The sequence below is a fragment of the Plantibacter sp. Mn2098 genome, assembly GCF_049319745.1.
Classification (GTDB): Bacteria; Actinomycetota; Actinomycetes; order Actinomycetales; family Microbacteriaceae; genus Plantibacter.
The window spans coordinates 284,983-304,104 of record NZ_JBMOUH010000005.1; the positions used below are offsets into that span (position 1 = coordinate 284,983).

15 protein-coding genes and 1 pseudogene are annotated in these 19,122 nt (G+C 67.5%); 4 read left to right on the forward strand and 12 right to left on the reverse strand.

What is annotated here, in order from left to right:
- Positions 1-5 precede the first annotated feature (5 nt).
- The 4 genes and pseudogenes from ACL9RL_RS10095 to ACL9RL_RS10110 form a co-directional block, all read right to left on the reverse strand.
- A complete protein-coding gene (locus ACL9RL_RS10095) occupies positions 6-725 on the reverse strand; it encodes a glycogen debranching N-terminal domain-containing protein (protein ID WP_422780112.1) in 720 nt (239 codons plus the stop codon).
- Positions 726-802: 77 nt separating this feature from the next.
- Positions 803-1,699 carry a carbohydrate ABC transporter permease gene (locus tag ACL9RL_RS10100; RefSeq protein WP_422780113.1) on the reverse strand — a complete coding sequence of 299 codons (897 nt, stop codon included), beginning with the start codon at positions 1,697-1,699 and terminating at the stop codon, positions 803-805.
- Positions 1,696-2,862 (reverse strand): annotated as a pseudogene (locus ACL9RL_RS10105) (carbohydrate ABC transporter permease). Before ACL9RL_RS10105 ends, ACL9RL_RS10100 begins: the two are co-directional and overlap by 4 nt.
- A 17-nt stretch (positions 2,863-2,879) precedes the next feature.
- Complete coding sequence (locus ACL9RL_RS10110; protein WP_422780114.1) at positions 2,880-4,133, reverse strand: sugar ABC transporter substrate-binding protein; 1,254 nt, start codon at positions 4,131-4,133, stop codon at positions 2,880-2,882.
- A gap of 198 nt (positions 4,134-4,331) precedes the next feature.
- Between ACL9RL_RS10110 and ACL9RL_RS10115 the strand changes: the two genes are divergently transcribed.
- Complete coding sequence (locus ACL9RL_RS10115; protein WP_422780115.1) at positions 4,332-5,378, forward strand: LacI family DNA-binding transcriptional regulator; 1,047 nt, start codon at positions 4,332-4,334, stop codon at positions 5,376-5,378.
- A gap of 251 nt (positions 5,379-5,629) precedes the next feature.
- On the opposite strand, the gene sucD is transcribed toward ACL9RL_RS10115, so the two are convergent.
- On the reverse strand, positions 5,630-6,520 hold the full coding sequence (gene sucD, locus ACL9RL_RS10120) for a succinate--CoA ligase subunit alpha (RefSeq protein ID WP_422780116.1): 891 nt from the start codon (positions 6,518-6,520) through the stop codon (positions 5,630-5,632).
- Positions 6,521-6,534: 14 nt separating this feature from the next.
- Positions 6,535-7,698, reverse strand: coding sequence for an ADP-forming succinate--CoA ligase subunit beta (sucC, locus tag ACL9RL_RS10125; RefSeq protein WP_422780117.1), 1,164 nt, complete (start codon positions 7,696-7,698; stop codon positions 6,535-6,537).
- A 220-nt stretch (positions 7,699-7,918) separates the two neighbouring features.
- Between sucC and ACL9RL_RS10130 the strand changes: the two genes are divergently transcribed.
- Both ACL9RL_RS10130 and ACL9RL_RS10135 read left to right on the forward strand, forming a co-directional pair.
- Positions 7,919-8,692 (forward strand): oxygenase MpaB family protein, encoded by a 774-nt coding sequence (locus ACL9RL_RS10130; RefSeq protein ID WP_422780118.1) that lies wholly within the window; start codon positions 7,919-7,921, stop codon positions 8,690-8,692.
- A gap of 104 nt (positions 8,693-8,796) precedes the next feature.
- Positions 8,797-10,476 (forward strand): hypothetical protein, encoded by a 1,680-nt coding sequence (locus tag ACL9RL_RS10135; protein ID WP_422780119.1) that lies wholly within the window; start codon positions 8,797-8,799, stop codon positions 10,474-10,476.
- Here the strand turns inward: ACL9RL_RS10135 and ACL9RL_RS10140 are convergent.
- From ACL9RL_RS10140 to ACL9RL_RS10150, 3 genes are read right to left on the reverse strand one after another with little or no spacing between them, the layout of a single operon-like run.
- Positions 10,403-11,491, reverse strand: a complete 1,089-nt coding sequence (locus tag ACL9RL_RS10140; protein ID WP_422780120.1) for an SseB family protein — start codon at positions 11,489-11,491, stop codon at positions 10,403-10,405. The genes ACL9RL_RS10135 and ACL9RL_RS10140 overlap by 74 nt on opposite strands.
- Before the next feature lie 41 nt (positions 11,492-11,532).
- Positions 11,533-14,028: an ATP-dependent helicase gene (locus ACL9RL_RS10145; protein ID WP_422780121.1), complete on the reverse strand. Its 2,496-nt coding sequence runs from the start codon at positions 14,026-14,028 to the stop codon at positions 11,533-11,535.
- Positions 14,029-14,076: 48 nt separating this feature from the next.
- The gene (locus tag ACL9RL_RS10150; RefSeq protein WP_422780122.1) at positions 14,077-15,108 is read right to left on the reverse strand and encodes a glycerophosphodiester phosphodiesterase family protein; all 1,032 of its coding nucleotides are present in this window, start codon (positions 15,106-15,108) and stop codon (positions 14,077-14,079) included.
- Positions 15,109-15,250: 142 nt separating this feature from the next.
- Here ACL9RL_RS10150 and ACL9RL_RS10155 point away from each other — a divergent pair, with 142 nt between their 5' ends.
- A complete protein-coding gene (locus tag ACL9RL_RS10155; protein ID WP_422780123.1) occupies positions 15,251-16,078 on the forward strand; it encodes a Bax inhibitor-1/YccA family protein in 828 nt (275 codons plus the stop codon).
- Between the two features lie 141 nt (positions 16,079-16,219).
- Here ACL9RL_RS10155 and guaA read toward each other — a convergent pair whose 3' ends face one another.
- From guaA to ACL9RL_RS10170, 3 genes are read right to left on the reverse strand one after another with little or no spacing between them, the layout of a single operon-like run.
- On the reverse strand, positions 16,220-17,827 hold the full coding sequence (guaA, locus tag ACL9RL_RS10160) for a glutamine-hydrolyzing GMP synthase (protein WP_422780124.1): 1,608 nt from the start codon (positions 17,825-17,827) through the stop codon (positions 16,220-16,222).
- On the reverse strand, positions 17,824-18,267 hold the full coding sequence (locus tag ACL9RL_RS10165; protein ID WP_422780125.1) for a DUF3817 domain-containing protein: 444 nt from the start codon (positions 18,265-18,267) through the stop codon (positions 17,824-17,826). Before ACL9RL_RS10165 ends, guaA begins: the two co-directional genes overlap by 4 nt.
- Positions 18,268-18,271: 4 nt before the next feature.
- Positions 18,272-19,102: an SURF1 family cytochrome oxidase biogenesis protein gene (locus ACL9RL_RS10170; RefSeq protein ID WP_422780126.1), complete on the reverse strand. Its 831-nt coding sequence runs from the start codon at positions 19,100-19,102 to the stop codon at positions 18,272-18,274.
- Positions 19,103-19,122: the final 20 nt, after the last annotated feature.

Consider the following 19,122-nt stretch of genomic DNA (forward strand, 5'->3'; position numbering starts at 1 on the left):
GGGTCCTACGTCTCCGGCGCCGCCACGTTCCAGGGAGTCGCGACCCCTGCGACGGCTGCGGTCTCGTCCACGACCGCCAGGGACCAGCCGATGCTGACGGATCCCTTCCCGGGGACGACCACGGCCCAGCGCACGGTCGCGTCGCCGTCAGCGTCCACGGCGATCTCCGCGCCTGGCGCGTCGAGCGTGCCGCTCACGGAGCCCGACTGGTAGGCGATGCTCGCTGCGGACCGGCCGACCTCCCATCGCAGCTCAGCGGATCGCTGCGGCAATCCGGCCTTCACGTGCTGCATCTCACCGAACTCCGGGCCGACGGACAGCTCCACGACCACGGGAACGTCTCCGTGCAGCGTCGAGGAGAGCACGAGCCGCTCGCGCAGCTCCCCCACCCCGACCGTGCGGTGCCGGTCGAGACGGACGCGCGGGTCGGCGGAGCGGTCGTCGACGTTCCGCACGAGCGAGACGAAGCGGATCTCCGACGCACCGACCGCCGCGGTCGCGATGTGTTCTGGCAGCTCCCCGTCGATGCGCAGCCTGAGGGAGCGCAGCACCCGCGTCTCCGAGTGGGCGAAGCCGTCGATCGCGGCACCGCCCATCTCCCCGTTCGGCGCCGACCACGCCTGGCTCGGCGCTCGGAGGGCGACGACGGAGTCCTGGAGCAGCGGCTGCAACGGAACTCCCCCTGCCACAGGTCGGGTCCGCACTGCTGTGGTGTTGTCGGTCATGTCGTTCTGACGCCTCCTCGGCTGTCTGAGTGGAATTGGGGCGGCCGGAGGGCCTGTTGTTCTGGCACGCGCTGCCGTCACTCCTTCACGGCGTCGTCGCTCGTGTTCATGATCCGTTTCTGGAAGATGAAGAACATCACGGCGACCGGGACGGTCATGATGGCTGCGGCCGCGAGCTTGATCGGGTACTGCGATCCCTGGCTGAGCTGCCCGCTGGCGAGGGACGCGACCCCCTTGGTCAGGGTGGTCAGGGACGGATCCTGGGCCGACACGATGAAGTGGCTGAGCTCGTTCCACGATCCCTGGAAGGACAGGATGATGATCGTCACGAGCGCCGGCCTCGCCATCGGCAGCACCACGGACCAGAACACGCGGAAGGTGCCTGCTCCGTCGATGCGGGCCGCTTCCTCGACGCTCGGCGGGATCGATTCGAAGAAGTTCTTCATGATGAACACGCCTGCCGCGTCGGCGAGGAGCGGCAGGATCATGCCCGCGTAGGAGTCGTAGATCCCGAGCTGGTTGATGACGAGGAACTTCGGGATGAGCAGCACCACCATCGGCACGCTCATCACGCCGATCAATCCCGCGAACACGATGCCGCGTCCGCGGAACTGCAGACGGGCCAACGCGTATCCAGCGAGGGAGTTGAAGAACACACGCCCTGCGGTGACGAAGATCGTGACGATGACGGAGTTCTTGAACCACACCGGGAAGTCGGAGGAGAGGAAGAGCTTCTCGTACGCCGCCGTCGTCCACGTCGCCGGCAGGAGCGACACCGGGTTCGCCGCGGCATCCGCATCGGTCTTGAATGATGTCGCCACCTGGATGAGGAACGGCGTGATGTACACGATCGCGAGCACGATGAGGATCGCGTACACGATGCTCGACGCCGCGACCGTCGAGGTCGATCGGTGCCGTCGCGGCGGACGGAGCGTCACCGGTTTCTGGAGCCGGCGGGTGGCTGTCGCGGTCATGATCTGGTCTCCTCGCCCTTGGCGAGCGCATCGAGGTACGGCTTCATGCGGCGCTTGGACACGGCCCGCTCACGCAGGATCCAGCGCTGCAGGATCGTGAACAGGACGATGATGACGAACAGGATGAACGCGATCGCGGCCCCCTGCCCCTACGCCTGGTTGTTGAACGCGGAGGTGTACGAGAGGTACGCGGGTGTGAGCGTCGTTTTGCCGGGCGCGCCCTGCGTGCCCGTGTAGATCTGGTCGAACACCTGCCAGCAGCCGATGAGGCCGAGGGTCAGCACGGTGAAGAGGGTCGGGCGCAGCTGCGGGAGGGTGACCTTCCAGAACCGTTGCCAGCCGTTCGCGCCGTCCATCATCGCGGCTTCCTGGATGTCTCCGCCCAGGTTCTGCAGCGCCGCGATGAACAGGAGCATAAACGTCCCGCTGGTCGTGAACACGGCCATGATGATGAACGCGCTCATCGCGACGGACGGGCCGGCCAGCCAGTCCCACCAGGTGATGCCGAGGAACCCGGAACCGGTGAGGGCGGCCGGACCGCTCGTTATGCCGAACAGGCCGAGGAAGCCGTGGACGATGCCGTCCGGATCGTTGAACCAGTTGGGCCCGTTCACACCGAACCAGGACAGCACCTTGTTCACCGCACCGGACGCCGAGAACAGGAACAGCCACAGGACGGTGATCGCCACCGAGCTCGTCACGGACGGGAAGTAGAACGCCGTCCGGAAGAACCCGCGGCCCTTCAGGATCTGCCGGTTGACGAGCACGGCGAGGAAGAGCGACACCGCCGTCTGGATGGGGACCACGAGCAGCACGTACCAGGCGTTGTTCCGCAGCGAGGTGCCGAAGTCCTGCTCCGCCAGTCCGCCGCTGGACAGGATCGCCTGATAGTTGCGCATCCCGACGAAGTTGACACCGGCTTCGAAGGGGCTGCCGCGCCCGCCCCAGTCGGAGACGCTCACCCACAGCGCCATCAGCACGGGCACCACGAGGAAGAGACCGATGATGATGAGCACCGGAGCGGTGAACAGCCACCCGGCGGCGGTCTCACCGCGGCGCACGCCGCCGTGGTGAGACTCCGCCGCGCCGGACTGCTTCGCCCGCGGCTTCGACCGCTGCGGCGTCGCCGGCTCCTGGGGCCGTGAGGTCGTCTGCGTTGACATGGACGGCGCTCCGTCCGCTACTTCGTCAGCAGGGCTTCGAGGTTCTTCTGCACCCCGTCGAGGATCGTCTTCGGGTCACCGGTTGCGAGCGTCTCGAGCTTCGAGTTGAAGTCGCCGACGACATCGGCTGCGCCCTTCGCGGTCGGGACGCCCTTCGCGTAGTCCGCTCCGGCGAGGAACGCGACGAGCTGCGGGTTCGCGCTCTTCCACGCGTCTGCGGCCGACTTGATCGACGGCATCGGTCCGAACGCCTTCGAGAAGGCGAGCTGGTCGTCCGCGCTCGTCAGCTTCTCGACGAGTTTGAGCGCTGCCGCCTGGTTGGGGCTGTCGGCTGCGATGCCCCAGCAGTTCGTGAACTGCAGCGTGCCCTTGCCTGCCGGGCCCGCCGGCAGTTCGGCGACGGTGTACTTCACGTTCGGGTAGTCGGCCTGCAGGCCGCCCGTGATCCAGTTGCCCTCGATCGTCATCGCGGCGAGCCCCTTGCCGAAGGCTTCTCCGCCCCAGCCCGCGCCGAGGTCCTTCGCGTACTTGAGCGTCCCCTCGTTGAGCAGCTTCTTGACCTCGTCGAGCGCCTGCACGTTCGCGTCGGTGTTCGCGGTCGCCTTGGTGCTGTCGTCGTTCATGAGGTTGCCGCCGGCCTGAGTCATAAACGCACCGATGCGCGCGTACTCCCCGCCGATGCCGAGGCCGACGTGCTGGTCGTTCGTGAGCGTCTTCGCGACCGTCTCGAGCTGATCCCACGTCTTCGGGATGTCGGCGTCGGTGAGGCCGGTCTTGGTCCAGATGTCGGTGTTGATGACGAGCTGCAGCGTCGAGAAGTCCTTCGGCGCGCAGTAGAACTGGCCGTCGTAGGTGAAGGACTTGACGAGGCTCGGGTAGAAGTCGTCCTTGTTGCTCAGCTTGTCGCCGTAGGCGAGGAGCGAACCATTGGCCGCGTAGCCGGCGAGGTAGTCGGTGGAGAGGTAGAAGACGTCGGCCGGCTTCTTCGCGGAGAAGCCCTGCGAGAGCTGCTGCGGCAGGTTGCTCGCCACGTTGACCTTGGCGTCGGTGCCGGACTCCTTCGACCACGCTGCCACGGCGTCGGTGACCGCCTTCGTCTCCGCATCGCCGCTCGAACCGATGAGCACGGTCAAGCCTTTGGAGTCGTCCGAGGTGAGCGCCCCGCCCGAACTCGATCCGCCAGAGAAGCCGGAACCGCAGGCGGTGAGGGCGATGGCGCTCACTGCGGCGATCGCGCCGGACAAGATCCAGCGGCTGGTGCTTCGTTGCATCTGTTTCTCCTTGTGTAGGTCTAGCCGTCCTTGGCTGACTGTTTGAACGATCAAACTCGGGAGCGTTGTGCCGGAATTTGAACGATCAAAGTTGGCTTGCTGGCGACTTTACCCAGCACCTTCCGGACTGTCAACCGCCTCCACTATGGTTGCTTTTATCGTTCCAATAACGGACGTGCTCACGGCGAGAGGGGTCGCATGGCGCAACTGCCCACCATCACGGACGTCGCGACGGCCGCCGGCGTCTCCCGTCAGACCGTCTCCAACGTCCTGAACTCCCCCGACATCGTGCGAGAGGACACGCGTGAACGGGTCGAAGCGGCGATCTCCTCGCTCGGCTACCGCACACACGCCTCCGCGCGTCGCCTCCGCACCCGGAAGTCCTCGACCATCGGCATCCGGCTGGATCCCATGGCCAACGGCATCTCCGGCTCCATCCACGACCGCTACCTCCACGCGCTCACCGAGCAGGCCGACGCGCGGGGTATGCGGATGCTGCTGTTCACGGCCGCGGATCCGAGCGATGAGATCGCGCAGTTCAGCCGGTTGCTGGACGGCGCGGACGTCGACGCGTTCGTGTTGACCTCCACGTTCCACGGCGACCCACGCACTGAGTGGCTCATCGAGCAGGGCGCCCCGTTCGTGACGTTCGGACGCCCGTGGGGCATCGACGACCTCAACGATCCGCAGCACCTCTGGGTCGATGTCGACGGCCAGGCTGGTCTCGCCGCCGCAACTGAGCACCTGCGCTCGGGCGGCGCATCGCGCATCGCCTACGTCGGCTGGCCGGCACCGTCTGGCACGGGCGACGATCGACGCCTCGGCTGGGAGCGCGTCGTCCGCTCCAGCCTCGGCTACGACGATGCGACGATCGCCCGACGGCAGGTCGCCGTTGTCGATTCGGTGCCGGCCGCCCGCGCAGCGGTGACCGCGTTGCTCGACCGGGAACCAGACATCGACGGCATCGTGTGCGCCAGTGATTCGCTCGCCCTGGGCACGCTCATGGCGGTGACGGCTGCCGGGAGGGCTGAGCTGCCGATCGTCGGGTTCGACAACACGCCGGTTGCGGAGGCCGTCGGCCTGTCGAGCGTCGAGCAGCGCCTCGACGAGGTCGCAACACGAACCCTCGAACTCCTGATGGGCGAGCGCGGTCGGGCCGTTGTGCAGCGAGCGCTCACCCCCGGAGAGGCCCACCGCCTGGTCACCCCGTCGCTCGTCGCCCGAGCCCCCGTCCGCTTCGGCTGACGCGCCGCCCCTCCTGCTCCTGCCCTTCCAGAATTCAGGAACTTTTCCACAATTCAGGACGATCCGGCCGTTTTGGGCGCTGAATCGTCCTGAATTCCGTCAAACGTCCTGAATTCTGCGAGTCCCGATGCGGTCACGCGATGCGCCGAAATCAGCCACAGCGCACCGACGGCGGACTCACAGCGCACCAACAGCGATGCGGCGCCCTCCCGGAGGAGGACGCCGCACGGTGATGCTGTGGAACGGAGGCGCTAGAGCGCAGCGATGATGTCGCGCATGAGGGCGGCAGCCTCGCTCGGCGTCTTGCCAACCTTGACGCCGGCAGCCTCGAGGGCTTCCTTCTTCGCCTGAGCGGTGCCGGCGGAGCCGGACACGATCGCACCTGCGTGACCCATCGTCTTGCCTTCGGGGGCCGTGAAGCCCGCGACGTAGCCGACGACCGGCTTCGTGACGTTCGCCTTGATGAAGTCGGCTGCGCGCTCTTCGGCGTCGCCGCCGATCTCACCGATCATCACGATCGCCTTGGTCTCGGGGTCGGCCTCGAACGCGGCGAGGGCGTCGATGTGGGTGGTCCCGATGATGGGGTCTCCGCCGATGCCGATGGCCGTGGAGAAGCCGATCTCACGCAGCTCGTACATCATCTGGTAGGTCAGGGTGCCCGACTTCGACACGAGGCCGATGGGTCCCTTGCCCGTGATGTTGGCCGGGGTGATGCCGACGAGCGACTCGCCCGGCGTGATGATGCCGGGGCAGTTGGGGCCGATGATGCGCGTCTTCGAACCCTTCTCCTTGGCGTACGCCCAGAACTCGGCGGAGTCGCCGACGGGGACGCCCTCGGTGATGATGACGAGCAGCGGGATCTCGGCGTCGATGGCCTCGATGACGGCGTCCTTCGTGAACGCGGGCGGCACGAAGGCGATCGACACGTCTGCGCCGGTCTCCTTGATGGCCTCTGCGACGGTGCCGAACACGGGGAGTTCGACGCCGCCGTCGTGCGTGACCGTGGTGCCGGCCTTGCGGGCGTTGACGCCGCCGACGACCTGCGTGCCGGCCTTCAGCATCAGGGCGGTGTGCTTGGTGCCCTCGCCGCCGGTGATGCCCTGGACGATGACCTTGGAATCCTTGTTGAGGAAGATTGACATGCTTCTGTGATCCCTTACTTCGAGGCCAGCTCGGCGGCCTTGTCGGCGCCTTCGTCCATGGTTGCGGCGAGCGTGATCAGCGGGTGTGCTGCAGCTGCGAGGATCTCGCGGCCTTCGGCGACCTTGTTGCCGTCGAGGCGGACCACGAGGGGCTTGGTGGCGGCGTCGCCGAGGATCTCGAGCGCCTTCACGATGCCGTTGGCGACGGCGTCACACGCGGTGATGCCGCCGAAGACGTTGACGAACACGCTCTTGACCTGCGCGTCGCCGAGGATGACGTCGAGGCCGGCGGCCATGACCTCTGCGGATGCTCCGCCGCCGATGTCGAGGAAGTTGGCGGGCTTCACGCCGCCGTGTGCTTCACCGGCGTATGCGACGACGTCGAGCGTCGACATCACGAGCCCTGCACCGTTGCCGATGATGCCCACCTCGCCGTCGAGCTTGACGTAGTTGAGGTCGTTCTCCTTGGCCTTCAGCTCCAGGGGGTCCTCGGCGGACTTGTCCTCGAGGGCTTCGTGGTCCGGGTGGCGGAATCCGGCGTTCTCGTCGAGCGAGACCTTGCCGTCGAGGGCGACGATCTTGCCCTCTTCCGTGAGGACGAGCGGGTTGACCTCGACGAGCGTCGCGTCCTCACCCTTGTAGACGTTGTAGAGCTTGACGAAGACGTCGGACACCTGGTCGATGAGCTCTTCGGGGAAGTTCGCGGCCTTGGCGATCTCGACGGCCGCAGCCTTGTCGACGCCGGTGCGCGGGTTGACCTCGATGCGCGCGAGCGCCTCGGGCTTCTCAACCGCGAGGACCTCGATCTCCATACCGCCCTCGACGCTCGTGAGCGACAGGTAGGAGCGGTTGGCGCGGTCGAGCAGCACGGAGAAGTAGAACTCCTGCGCGATGCGCGCGCCGGCTGCGACCATGACCCGCTTGACGACGTGTCCCTTGATGTCGAGTCCGAGGATCGACTTCGCGGCTTCATACGCCTCGTCGGGGTTCTTCGCCACCTTGACGCCGCCGGCCTTGCCTCGTCCGCCGACCTTCACCTGCGCCTTCACGACGACGACGCCGCCGAGCTTCTCAGCCGCGGCACGCACCTCGTCCGGGGTATCGGCGATGATGCCGGCAAGCACCGGCACCTCGTACTTCTCGAACAGGTCTCGTGCCTGATATTCGTAAAGATCCACGTGTCATTCCCATCCGCGTTGTGCGCGTTCTGCTGTGAGGTTCGTGGCGATTTTCGACCGCGCGTTATCTCGGCGGCGAGAGAAAAAGGGCCAGTGACGACTCTACCCCCAGCGCCGACGCTCGCAGGTCGCTCACAGGTGAACTGTGGATACCGCAATGATCACGGCGCCTGTGGAGGAGACCCCGCAGCCGCCCAGCCCGGCAGGCTATCGTCGGGGCATGACGAGCATGGCGGACCTCGCCCGGGAGGGCATCCTCATCACGGGCGCCGGACGGGCCGTCCTGTTGCAGATCGCCGATCCGGCCATCGGAGCAGGCGTCGCGCGGCACAGCGGCTTCTCCGAGCGTCCACTCGACCGCCTCCACGCGACGCTGACCTACGTCTACGCCGTCGCGCTCGGCACGCCGGAGGAACAGCGCGATGCTGCGCGGCGCGTCAACCGCGCGCACGTCCCGGTCCGTGCGCGCACGGATGAGGCCGCCCCAGGCTATTCGGCGTTCGACGCCCAACTGCAGTTGTGGGTCGCAGCGACGCTCTACGACACCGCCGTGCATGTCTACGAACTCGTCTTCGGACCGCTCGACGACGCATCGGCGGAGCGCGTTCATCGTGAGTACGCCGTCATCGGCACGAGCCTGCAGGTGCCGGCCGAGCTCTGGCCGGCGACGCGGTCGGACTTCGCCAGGTACTGGGACGACCGCCTCGCGCAATTGCACGTCACCTCCGAGGCGAGGCACGTCGCCGACGAGCTCCTGACGGCACGGTCGGCGCCGTGGTTCATTCGATGGCTGATGCCGAACGTCCGCCTCGTGACGGCGGCGCTCCTGCCGCCTGAACTGCGTGCGGGCTACGGATTCACCTGGTCGGCGCGACAGCAGGGGCGCTTCGACCGTCGCGTCCGATTCGCGCGCCGTGTGTGGCCGAAGCTCCCCCACGCCGTCCGAGGAGCGACAGCCGACCACTATCTCAAGCGGATGCGCGCGGCACGCTGACCGGGCCGAATCCCACGTTCCTCCACAGGTCGATGCGGCTGCCGAGTTATCCACAGATTTCCCCGGCGCCGTTTTCGCGCTCCCCATGATCACACCATGGGGAGATGACTTCGATCACCTCAGCCGCATCACAGCCATCCACACCCGCCCCCACACCCGCACCCGCCTCCGGTGTGCGTCGACCACCGTCTCCGCCGCGGAGAGCACGCCGTCGATTCCGCATCCGGACTCGCTGCCGGCTCGGTTGTCGACTCGGCACTCGGCTCGCCGCCTGGCTCGGTGCGCTCCTCGCGCTGACCGTCGTGCTCGGAACCGCGACCGCGCCCGCCCACGCGCTCACCGCTACCGGCCCGGCATACGGCCACCGCAGCCCGGTCGACGGCCGATGGCTCGGGTCGTGGGCGCTCGACGACGGCCATGTTGGCTTCTGCGTCGACCTCGACCGCCCCATCCCGCCCGGGCACGGCTACGAGCTGCTCGAGGAGACGGTACTCGGCTGGTACACGGCCGACACCGCCGCGCGGCTCGCGTACGTCTCCAGACGATGGGGCGCCTCGACCGATGCCGACACCGCGGCGGCAGGGCAGCTCGCCACGTGGATCCTCACCGGTCTCGGCGGGCGCTCGCCAGAGCTCGTGTCGAAACGGGCCGGCGCGGCACAGGACCGGGTGCTGCAACGCGCACGAGACATGCTCGCCGCGGCGGACGGCCCCGGCGGAGCTTCCAGGGCAGCATCCGCCGAGGTGCATCTCGACCGCGGCACGGACGGGAACGACGTGCTGCGCGCTGACCTGATGGTCGACGAGCTCTCCGGCGGCTCGACCACACTGCCGATGTCGACGCACACCGGTACCGCGACCCTCACGGGCGGCGTCTTCGACGACGGGTCGACGACCCGCGAGATCGCGAACGGCGAAAGCTACACCGTGCGACCGGCGAACGGATCCGCGATCGTCGATCTCGCAGCCGAGGTGTCGTTCCCCGACCTCCCCTACGGGCGGACGCTGACGGTGGCACGCAGCACCGGCAATGCCCAGAGCCTCCTCATCGCAGAGCCGACGGACGTCCGCGCGAGCGCCGATCGTGGCGTCACGCGGATCACCTCGTTGCCGTTCCAGCCGTCGGTCGTCACCACCACCTCCACTGCGATCGCCGAAGTCGGCGCCGAGATCACCGATCAACTCGACATCGACGTCGTTCCGGGCGACGGTCTCGCCTCCGAGTGGGGCATGGTCGGGCCGGACGGCGGGCCGTTCACACCGGTGCCCGTCGTTGTGCGGAGTCGGCTCCTCGGCCCGTTCACCGAGACCCCCGTCGAATCACCGACGATCCCGGAAGGCGCCGGCGTCGTCTGCGACGTCGAGACGCTCATCGACCAGGGCCCCGGCAGATACACCACACCCCCGTGTGTGCTCCAGGCCGCGGGGCACTACGTCTGGGTCGATCGCATCGAGCCCGAGGACACCCCGATCGAGTTGGGACGGGCATCGATCAGGCCGTGGCAGTCGGCGTTCGGCGTCGCGAGCGAGACGACGACCGTGCCTCCGCTGCCGAGCGTCGACGTCCCGCCGCCGGCCGCAGCCGGCACACCTCCGGGGGCCTCGGCGAGGCTGCCGGAGACCGGGGTCGACGATTCGTTCACGGCCACCGCGATCCTCGCCGGCGTCAGCCTGCTCGCCCTCGGTGCTGCACTGCGGCTTGCGCGGCGGCTCAGCCCTTCGCGAGCAGTGCCGTCAGCTGGGAGCGGTCGAGGTCGAGCCACGGTGCAGCGGGGTTCACGATGATCCCCGCGAGGTCCTCGTCGCTCAGCAGCGCCTTGGCGAGCTCCTCGCTCGTGAGCGGGTACGCGTCATCGCCTCTGCCGAGTGCGGCGATCTCGAGCGGCGAGGTGAAGACCTCGAGGAGGCGACGGTCGCCCATCCGGCTCTCCGCGATGCCGACGGCCGTCCGAACACCGTTCTCATCCACGTCGGCCCGACCGGCGACGAAGCAGCCGAACTCGGCGAGCGCCGCGACGACGCGCTCCTCGGCGTCGACGAGGCGAGGCTGCGACAGCGCCTGCTTCGCGGCGTTGTTGTTCCGTCCGTCACCCAGCATGCGCTTGACGAGCTCCTTCGGGATGACGGCGCTCATGCCTTCGGACGCCGGGTTCAGCACGATGCCCGCGTACGCGTCGCTCGTCGCCTGTTCCAGTGCCCACAGCGCTGGAACGGAGACGCCGTACAGCGTCTCGCCCTCGCTCCGCGCGTGTTCGAGGTCGAGCGATGACGTGTAGGCCAGCAGGAAGACCGCACCCTCGTCGTCGCGGTACACCCCGAGTGGGACGCGCCCCTCCGCCTGGCTCTCCGGGGAGATGCCCTCCGCGTTGGTCGACAGCAGGAGCTTGCCCTGCAGGCTCTGACGGAGCACGTGGAGCATGCCCCGCTGGTCCTCGGCCTCCGGCAGAGATGCCAGCGCCTGACCAAGATCTACGTTCTCCTCCGGCGCATCGGCGCGAGCCTGTTCCTCCTCGGCAGCCTCTGCCGCCTCCGGCTGCGCCAGCGCCGGCGCTGGACCGCCGAACGGCGTTGACACCCCCGTCACCGAGATCGACACGTGCGGCACCGGCGCCTCGTTCGCGTCGGAACCTTCTGGTGCGTCAGAAGCTGCAGTCGCGTCGGCCGCCTTCGGACTCGCCGCAGCGGCTCCGTCCGCTCCGTCGGCTCCTTCCGCTCCGGACGCAGCCCCGGCCGCGGTCAGATCGTCCGCACCGTCGGCGGCATCGGCGTCGGATGAGTTGCGCTTCGAGAACAGGCCCATGGAGCCAGCCTAGAGCGTCCTCGACGCCCTGGGCACACCGCTCAGATCTTCTCGATGGGCGCGATCTTGATCAGTAGCTTCTTCGCGCCGGCCGCGTCGAACTGGACATGAGCGATGCGCTTCGCGCCCTCACCCGTGACCTGATTGACCCGCCCCTCACCGAAGTCGGCGTGCTTGATGCGGTCTCCTGGAGCGAGTTCGAGGTCGCCGTTGTCGCGGACCTTGTTCGTGATGCGGTTCGCCCACACGGCCGGGTCGCCAGGAGCCTTGCTCGACCCGCCGGACCAGCGGGTGTCACCGGCGGATGCGCCCTCCGGAAGCGATCGGACCGACCATCGGTCCGTCGACGAACCGCGCTTGGCATTGAGCGCCCGCGACTGCGTTCCCCCACGACCGTTCACCGTTCCGGGCGACTGCCGCCACTCGATGAGGTCTGCCGGGATCTCCTGCAGGTACCGGCTCGGCAACGCGACGGCCGTCTCGCCGTACTGTGCCCGGGTCATCGCGAGCGACAGGTACAACCGCTGCTTCGCCCTCGTGATGCCCACGTAGAACAGGCGACGCTCTTCTGCCGGTCCGCCCGGCTCGTTGGCTGACATGCGGTGCGGGAGGAGGTCCTCCTCGATGCCGGTCAGGAACACGGCGTTGTACTCGAGCCCCTTGGCCGTGTGCAGCGTCATGAGCGACACACTGCCGGTCGCGTCGTCGAGATCGTCGGCCGCCGCGACGAGGGAGACCTCGGTCAGGAAGTCGAGGAGTGTGCCGTCCGGGTTGTTCTTCGCGAATTCTTTCGTCACCGCGATGAGCTCGTCGACGTTCTCCGCGCGCGCCTCGTCCTGCGGGTCGCGGCTCATCCGCAACGAGTCGAGGTAGCCGCTCTTGGACACGAGCAGGGTCAGCACGTCGCTCACGGCGACCGCCGACGCCGTGGACCGGTCGGATTCCGATGCCGCATCCAACAGTGCCTGCGCCTCGTCCAGAAGCGCCGACAGCGTCAAGATGGCGCCCGTCACCTTCGGCCCGAGCCCGAGGGCGTCCGCCTGCCGCATGGCTTCGCGGAAGCTCACGCCGTTGTTCTCGGAGAACGTCTGCAGCGCCGTCTCCGTCGCCGGGCCGATACCGCGCTTCGGGGTGTTGAGGATCCGTCGCAGTGCGAGGATGTCGGCCGGGTTCGCGACCGAGACCAGGTACGCGAGCGCATCCTTGATCTCGGCGCGTTCGTAGAACTTCGTGCCGCCCATGATCCGGTACGGCAGCGCGGCCCGGATGAAGATCTCCTCAAGCGCACGTGTCTGCGCGTTGGTCCGGTAGAACACCGCGATCTCGCTGTATGCGGTGCCTGCGCTGTGCAGCTTCTCGATCTCGTCGGCGATGAACTGCGCCTCGTCGTGGCCCGAATACCCCGTGAAGCCGACGATCTTCTCTCCGTCGCCGACGGCGGTCCAGAGCTTCTTGTCCTTGCGGTCGAAGTTGTTGGAGATCACGGCGTTGGCCGCGGAGAGGATGTTCTGCGTCGACCGGTAGTTCTGTTCCAGCAGCACGACCTTCGCACCTGGGAAGTCGCGCTCGAACTCGGTGATGTTGCGGATGTCGGCGCCGCGGAAGGCGTAGATGGACTGGTCGGAGTCGCCGACGACCGTCAACGACGCCCCTTCCGGGGCCAGGACGTCGAACTGCCCCGCGTCCGTCTGCGGGGCGCGCGTGAGCTCGCGGATGAGGGAGTACTGCGCGTGGTTCGTGTCCTGGTACTCGTCGACCAGGATGTGCCGGAACCGCTTCTGATACGTGGCAGCCACATGCGGGAATGCGCGGAAGAGGAAGACCGTCTGGCTGATGAGGTCGTCGAAGTCGAACGCGTTCGCGTCGGACAACGCCTTCGTGTACTTGCGGAAGATCTGCAGGAACACGACCTCCTGCGGGTCGTTCGTGTTGATCGTCCTCGCGTAGCTGTCCACGTCGGACAGCTCGTTCTTGAGTTTGGAGATCTTCGCGGAGGCGTTGGACGGGGTGAACCCGTACGCATCGGCTTCGAGTTCCTTGATGATCCGTTTCAGGAGCGCACGCTGGTCGCCGCTGTCGTAGATCGTGAAGTTCTTGGTGAACCCGAAGTGCTCCGCCTCGCGACGCAGGATGCGCACACACGCCGAGTGGAAGGTGGAGATCCACATGCCGGACGCGGCCTGGCCGACGAGCGCCTCGACCCGCTCGCGCATCTCGGCTGCAGCCTTGTTGGTGAACGTGATCGCGAGGATCTGGCTCGGCCATGCCTCGCGCTGTTCGAGCAGGAGGGCGACGCGACGCGTCAGCACACTCGTTTTGCCCGAGCCTGCGCCCGCGACGATGAGCAACGCCTGGCCCCGGTATTCGACGGCGATGCGCTGCTGCGGGTTCAGCCCCTCCAGCAGTCGTGCAGCGGCCGACGTGCCCGATTGCTCGCGCGAGTCCGAGCCCGCTGGCTCGCTGGGGATGGATGCCACGGGCCAGCCGACGATGACCGGTTGCACGGCGTCGGCGTTCGAAGAAGGAGTGCTCGCCATATCGTCATCAAGTCTAGGTGCAGCCCCCGACATGCCAGGCGCCGACGGCTACCCCAGTGAACGCCGCGCCGCCACGCCGAGGTCCGGCTGGTCGAGGAACACACCGTCGAGGCCGGTCGACAGGACGCTCGCGAACTCCGCCCGCCAATCGCCGTGCGCAGCCGGATCCTCGCCGAGGCGATTGCCGCGTGCGAGGAACGCGTTCTCCGGCCGCAGCGTCCAGGTGTAGACCACCAGTCCGGCCAGGTGCGCGCGCTCCACCAGGTCGGTCGTCCCCGTGACCGCTCCATCGGCGTCGACCACGAGGAGCATCGCCTTGTCGACGCTGATGCCGTCGACCGAACCTGCCAGTGCGGCCAGTCCGGCATCGGTCACCTGTTCCGCGTACGTCGGCGCGTCCTCCCCCAGCCGGGCGATGAGATCGGCCGGCCGTCCAGACTGCTCCACGAGGTAGATCAGCTCGGCTTCAACACCGCGCTCACGCAGCTGGAGCAGGACCGACTGCTCGAACGATTCGACGATGAGCCGGCCGTCCCTGGCATCCGAACCGAACCCGATGGCCTGCAGTTCCGCGGCGAACAGCTCGTCGAGCGGCAGGCCGATGGAGGCGAAGTGGCTCGCGTGCTTGATCTCGGCGACGATCTGCAACGGTCGCCCGGCAGCGAGGGACGCCTCGCGTGTGAGCTCGACCAGATCGACGAATCGCAGCAGTGGTTCCTGCCCGTCGAACGCCGCACTGCCCGGGCGGATGTCCGCGATGCGCTCCCTCGCGCGGAGCGTCGACAGTTCCTCCCAGGTGAAGTCCTCCGTGAACCAGCCGTCGAGCGTCTCCCCGTCCACAACACGCGTCGTGCGACGGTCCGCGAACTCGGGCCGGGTCGCGACATCGGTCGTCCCGGAGATCTCGTTCTCGTGGCGCAGGACGAGCACTCCGTCCTTCGAGGCGACGAGGTCCGGCTCGACCGCATCTGCTCCCTGCGCGAACGCGAGTTCGTACGATGAGCGCGTGTGCTCCGGGCGGTAGCCCGCCGCTCCGCGATGGCCGATGACGAGGGGCTTGTGTGGGGAGTCTGAACGCACCAGATCACTCTAACCGTGCGGCTTCCGCCCACCGCGAACTTCCGCTGGAACCGGCCCGTTCTCAGTGAATTCCGGTACTCTTGGTGCCAGAAGCGTCGTATGGCGCATCACCAGCCTCCACGACTGAGAGTAGGAATCAGCCATGGCACTCGACAACCCGGCGTTCTCCAAGAACCCGGCCTTCGCCCAGAACGGCGGCGCGCAAGCTGCGCAGGCCGCTCAGGCCTCCATGACGGCCGAGCAACTGCAGGCGCTCTACAACACCCCCACGTCCAACACGGTCGACACCTCGGACCGCATGACGGTCGAGGACACCATCTGGAAGACGCTCGGTGGGTTCGCCGTCCTCGTCGCCCTCGCGGTGGTCTCCTGGATCTGGACGGGCAACAGCGGCACGTCCCTCCCGATGATCGTCGGCCTCGTCGGCGGTCTGGTCCTCGGACTCGTCAACTCCTTCAAGAAGGAGCCGGTCGCCGGCCTCATCCTCGCCTACGCGGCGTTCCAGGGTCTGTTCATCGGCGGTATCTCGAAGCTCTACGAGACCCTGTGGAGCGGTGTCGTCCCGCAGGCCATCCTCGCCACCCTCGCGGTCGTCGGCGTCACGCTGGCCCTCTTCGCCAGCGGCAAGGTCCGCGCGTCCAAGAAGGTCACCAAGGTCTTCCTCGTCGCCATCGTCGGCTACGGCGTCTTCCAGCTGCTGAACCTGGTCCTCGTGTTCACCGGCGTCATCCAGAGCCCGTTCGGCCTCTACGGCACAACGATCTTCGGTATCCCGCTCGGCGTCGCCATCGGCATCTTCGCGGTGCTCATGGGCGCGTACTCGCTCGTGCTCGACTTCGACTTCATCCAGCGTGGTGTGCAGAACCGTGCACCGCGCAAGTACGGCTGGAGCGGCGCGTTCGGCATCATGGTGACGGTCGTCTGGATCTACGTCGAGATCCTGCGTCTGCTCGCCATCTCGCGCAACTGACAACTCGTCGCGCGCATTCGTCGAGAGGCCCGTTCCCGTCTGGGAGCGGGCCTCTTGCGTCGGCGGATGCACTCTGGACATGATGAAGGCCCGCTCCCCTGGGGGAACGGGCCTTCATCATCGGCACTCAGCCGAGCGGGATCACTCCCACTCGATGGTTCCCGGTGGCTTCGAGGTGACGTCGAGAACCACGCGGTTCACGTCCTTGACCTCGTTGGTGATGCGGTTGCTGATGCGAGCCAGCACGTCGTACGGCAGGCGCGTCCAGTCGGCCGTCATGGCGTCCTCGGAGGAGACAGGGCGCAGCACGATGGGGTGGCCGTAGGTGCGGCCGTCGCCCTGGACGCCCACGGAACGGACGTCGGCGAGCAGGACGACCGGGCACTGCCAGATCTCCTGGTCGAGGCCGGCTGCCGTGAGCTCCTCACGGACGATGGCGTCTGCGTCGCGCAGCAGGTCGAGGCGCTCAGCCGTGACCTCACCGACGATGCGGATGCCGAGACCTGGGCCGGGGAACGGCTGGCGGCCGACGATGACCTCCGGCAGGCCGAGCTCGCGGCCGATGGCGCGTACCTCGTCCTTGAAGAGGGTGCGGAGCGGCTCGACGAGCTCGAACTGCAGGTCCTCCGGCAGTCCGCCGACGTTGTGGTGGCTCTTGATGTTGGCCGTGCCGGTTCCGCCGCCGGACTCGACGACGTCCGGGTAGAGCGTGCCCTGCACGAGGAACTTGATCGGCTCCCCGCCCTCAGCTGCTTCTGCGACGAGTGCCGCTTCAGCCTGCTCGAAGGTGCGGATGAACTCGCGACCGATGATCTTGCGCTTCTGCTCCGGATCGCTCACGCCGGCGAGGGCCGTCATGAACTGCTCACGGGCATCGACCGTAACGAGGCGCACACCGGTGGCTGCGACGTAGTCCTCCTCGACCTGGCGGCGCTCGTCCTTGCGGAGGAGGCCGTGGTCGACGAAGACGCAGACGAGCTGGTCGCCGACGGCCTTGTGCACGAGTGCGGCTGCAACCGCAGAGTCGACGCCGCCGGAGAGGCCGCAGATGACCTGGCCCTCGCCCACCTGGGCGCGGATTCGATCGACCTGCTCTGCGATGACGTTGCCGCTGTTCCAGTCGGCTGGGATGCCGGCCGCGCGGTGGAGGAAGTTCTCGAGCACCTGCTGGCCGTAGTCGCTGTGCTTGACCTCCGGGTGCCACTGCACGCCGTACAGGCCGCGCTCGACGTTGCTGAACGCGGCGACGGGGGTCGACGCTGTGGAGGCGAGGACCGCGAAGCCCTCCGGGGCCTTCGACACGGAGTCGCCGTGGCTCATCCACACGTTCTGGTCGGCCGGCTGACCGTCCAGGAGCACACTGTCGGTGATCGTGAGCGATGCGTCGGTGGCGCCGTACTCGCGGGCGCCGGTCTGTGAGACCTCGCCGCCGAGCTGCTTCGCCATGACCTGGAAGCCGTAGCAGATGCCGAAGGTGGGGATGCCGAGCTCGAGGATGCCCTCGTCGAGCGACGGCGCACCGTCCTCGTAGACGCTCGAAGGCCCGCCGGACAGGACGATGCCCACCGGGTTCTTCTCGGCGATCTCGGCCGCGGTGACCGTGTGGGGCACGATCTCGGAGTACACACCGGCTTCGCGCACACGGCGTGCGATCAGCTGGGCGTACTGCGCACCGAAGTCGACGACGAGCACGGGCCTTGGCCCCTGGATCGTCGCCGCGTCGGGTGACGCTGTGGTGGGTTCTGTCACTGCATTGACTCCACGGATTGTGCGGTCAGCTCGGATTCGCGACCAGCGAGGTAGCCCTTCACTTCGCGCGGGATCCGGCGTTCGAAGTAGAAGGAGAGGAACGGGACGACGCCGCCGAGGGCGATCCACAGGAACTTCAGGAAGTTCCAGCGCATGAGGCTCCACACACGGAAGTCGGCGAAGAGGTACACGACGTAGAACCAGCCGTGCACGATGAGGAGACCGGTGCTGAGGTTGACGGCCTTGACGGATCCCTCGGGCACGAAGGCCAGGAATCCGTAGGCGCCGCCGAGCTCCAGCTCGAGGCCGAAGATGTACTTCATGATCATCTCGCCGCAGAGGGCGAGGAGGAGCACACCGGTGATGGGCGCGGAGATCTGATAGAACTTCAGCGCGCTCCGGATGGCAGGAAACGTCTCAGGTTTCGGCTGGAGAGGCATGGGTTCAGTCTACCCGGGGCAGGCTGGGCGTCGGACCGGCCGCATCGGCCCCATCGGTCCCTCCGGACCCTCCGGACCCTCCGGACAGGAAGTCCTCGTATTCCTCCCGCTCGCGTTCCCAGGCGTCCTTCGCGAGTCGGTACCAGAGGAACACGGCGAATCCGGCGAACACGACCCATTCCACCGCATAGAACACGTTGAGCCAGTTGAGCTCCACCTCCTGGCTGGGAGCCGGCGATGCGATGGCTTCGAGACCTGGGAGCGCCTGGTCGTCGACGACGAACGCCGTGTACACGACGACGCCGTCCATGTGCTGCCAGCGCCCGAGGAGGTCGGCGACCGACATCGCGTTGATGTCCATCGGGTCGACGTTCGCCGCATTGGCGGACGGACCCTCCGGCGGCGTCAGCCGACCGGTCAGTTCCACCTGGCCGCCGATGGCGGAGCGGTTGAGCTTCGCGACGGCGTCGGTTGCGACGCTGCGATCCGGCGTCCAACCGATCGCGACGGCGAGTCCGGCCTGGTCGCTCCGGTCGGTTGCGAGGTGTCCGGTGACCCAGTACCCCAGCTCACCGTGGTTGACCCGGTTGCCGACGACGAGGTAGTCCCCCGGCACCCAGGTGCCGTCGACCGTGACCTTCTGCCCTGCTGCGGCTTCGATGATGCCCTTGCCCGGCTTCAGCACGTCGTCGAGCGCACGCGGCGTCTCGGTGTCCTGGCTGACGACCTGACCGGATTCGATCGCGCGCGACAGCTGCCATTGGCTCAGTGCGGCGAAGGCAGCGGCCACGGCGAGTGCGAGGAACAGGAGCGCGATCCATCTGGGGCGCACCATCAGGGAGATGAGGGTTCCCG

Coding starts and splice junctions, on each gene's coding strand:
- ACL9RL_RS10095 (WP_422780112.1), bottom strand. CDS start 725: ATGACCGACAACACCACAGCAGTGCGGACCCGACCTGTGGCAGGGGGA.
- ACL9RL_RS10100 (WP_422780113.1), bottom strand. CDS start 1,699: ATGACCGCGACAGCCACCCGCCGGCTCCAGAAACCGGTGACGCTCCGT.
- ACL9RL_RS10110 (WP_422780114.1), bottom strand. CDS start 4,133: ATGCAACGAAGCACCAGCCGCTGGATCTTGTCCGGCGCGATCGCCGCA.
- ACL9RL_RS10115 (WP_422780115.1), top strand. CDS start 4,332: ATGGCGCAACTGCCCACCATCACGGACGTCGCGACGGCCGCCGGCGTC.
- sucD (WP_422780116.1), bottom strand. CDS start 6,520: ATGTCAATCTTCCTCAACAAGGATTCCAAGGTCATCGTCCAGGGCATC.
- ACL9RL_RS10130 (WP_422780118.1), top strand. CDS start 7,919: ATGACGAGCATGGCGGACCTCGCCCGGGAGGGCATCCTCATCACGGGC.
- ACL9RL_RS10135 (WP_422780119.1), top strand. CDS start 8,797: ATGACTTCGATCACCTCAGCCGCATCACAGCCATCCACACCCGCCCCC.
- ACL9RL_RS10140 (WP_422780120.1), bottom strand. CDS start 11,491: ATGGGCCTGTTCTCGAAGCGCAACTCATCCGACGCCGATGCCGCCGAC.
- ACL9RL_RS10145 (WP_422780121.1), bottom strand. CDS start 14,028: ATGGCGAGCACTCCTTCTTCGAACGCCGACGCCGTGCAACCGGTCATC.
- ACL9RL_RS10155 (WP_422780123.1), top strand. CDS start 15,251: ATGGCACTCGACAACCCGGCGTTCTCCAAGAACCCGGCCTTCGCCCAG.
- ACL9RL_RS10165 (WP_422780125.1), bottom strand. CDS start 18,267: ATGCCTCTCCAGCCGAAACCTGAGACGTTTCCTGCCATCCGGAGCGCG.
- ACL9RL_RS10170 (WP_422780126.1), bottom strand. CDS start 19,102: ATGGTGCGCCCCAGATGGATCGCGCTCCTGTTCCTCGCACTCGCCGTG.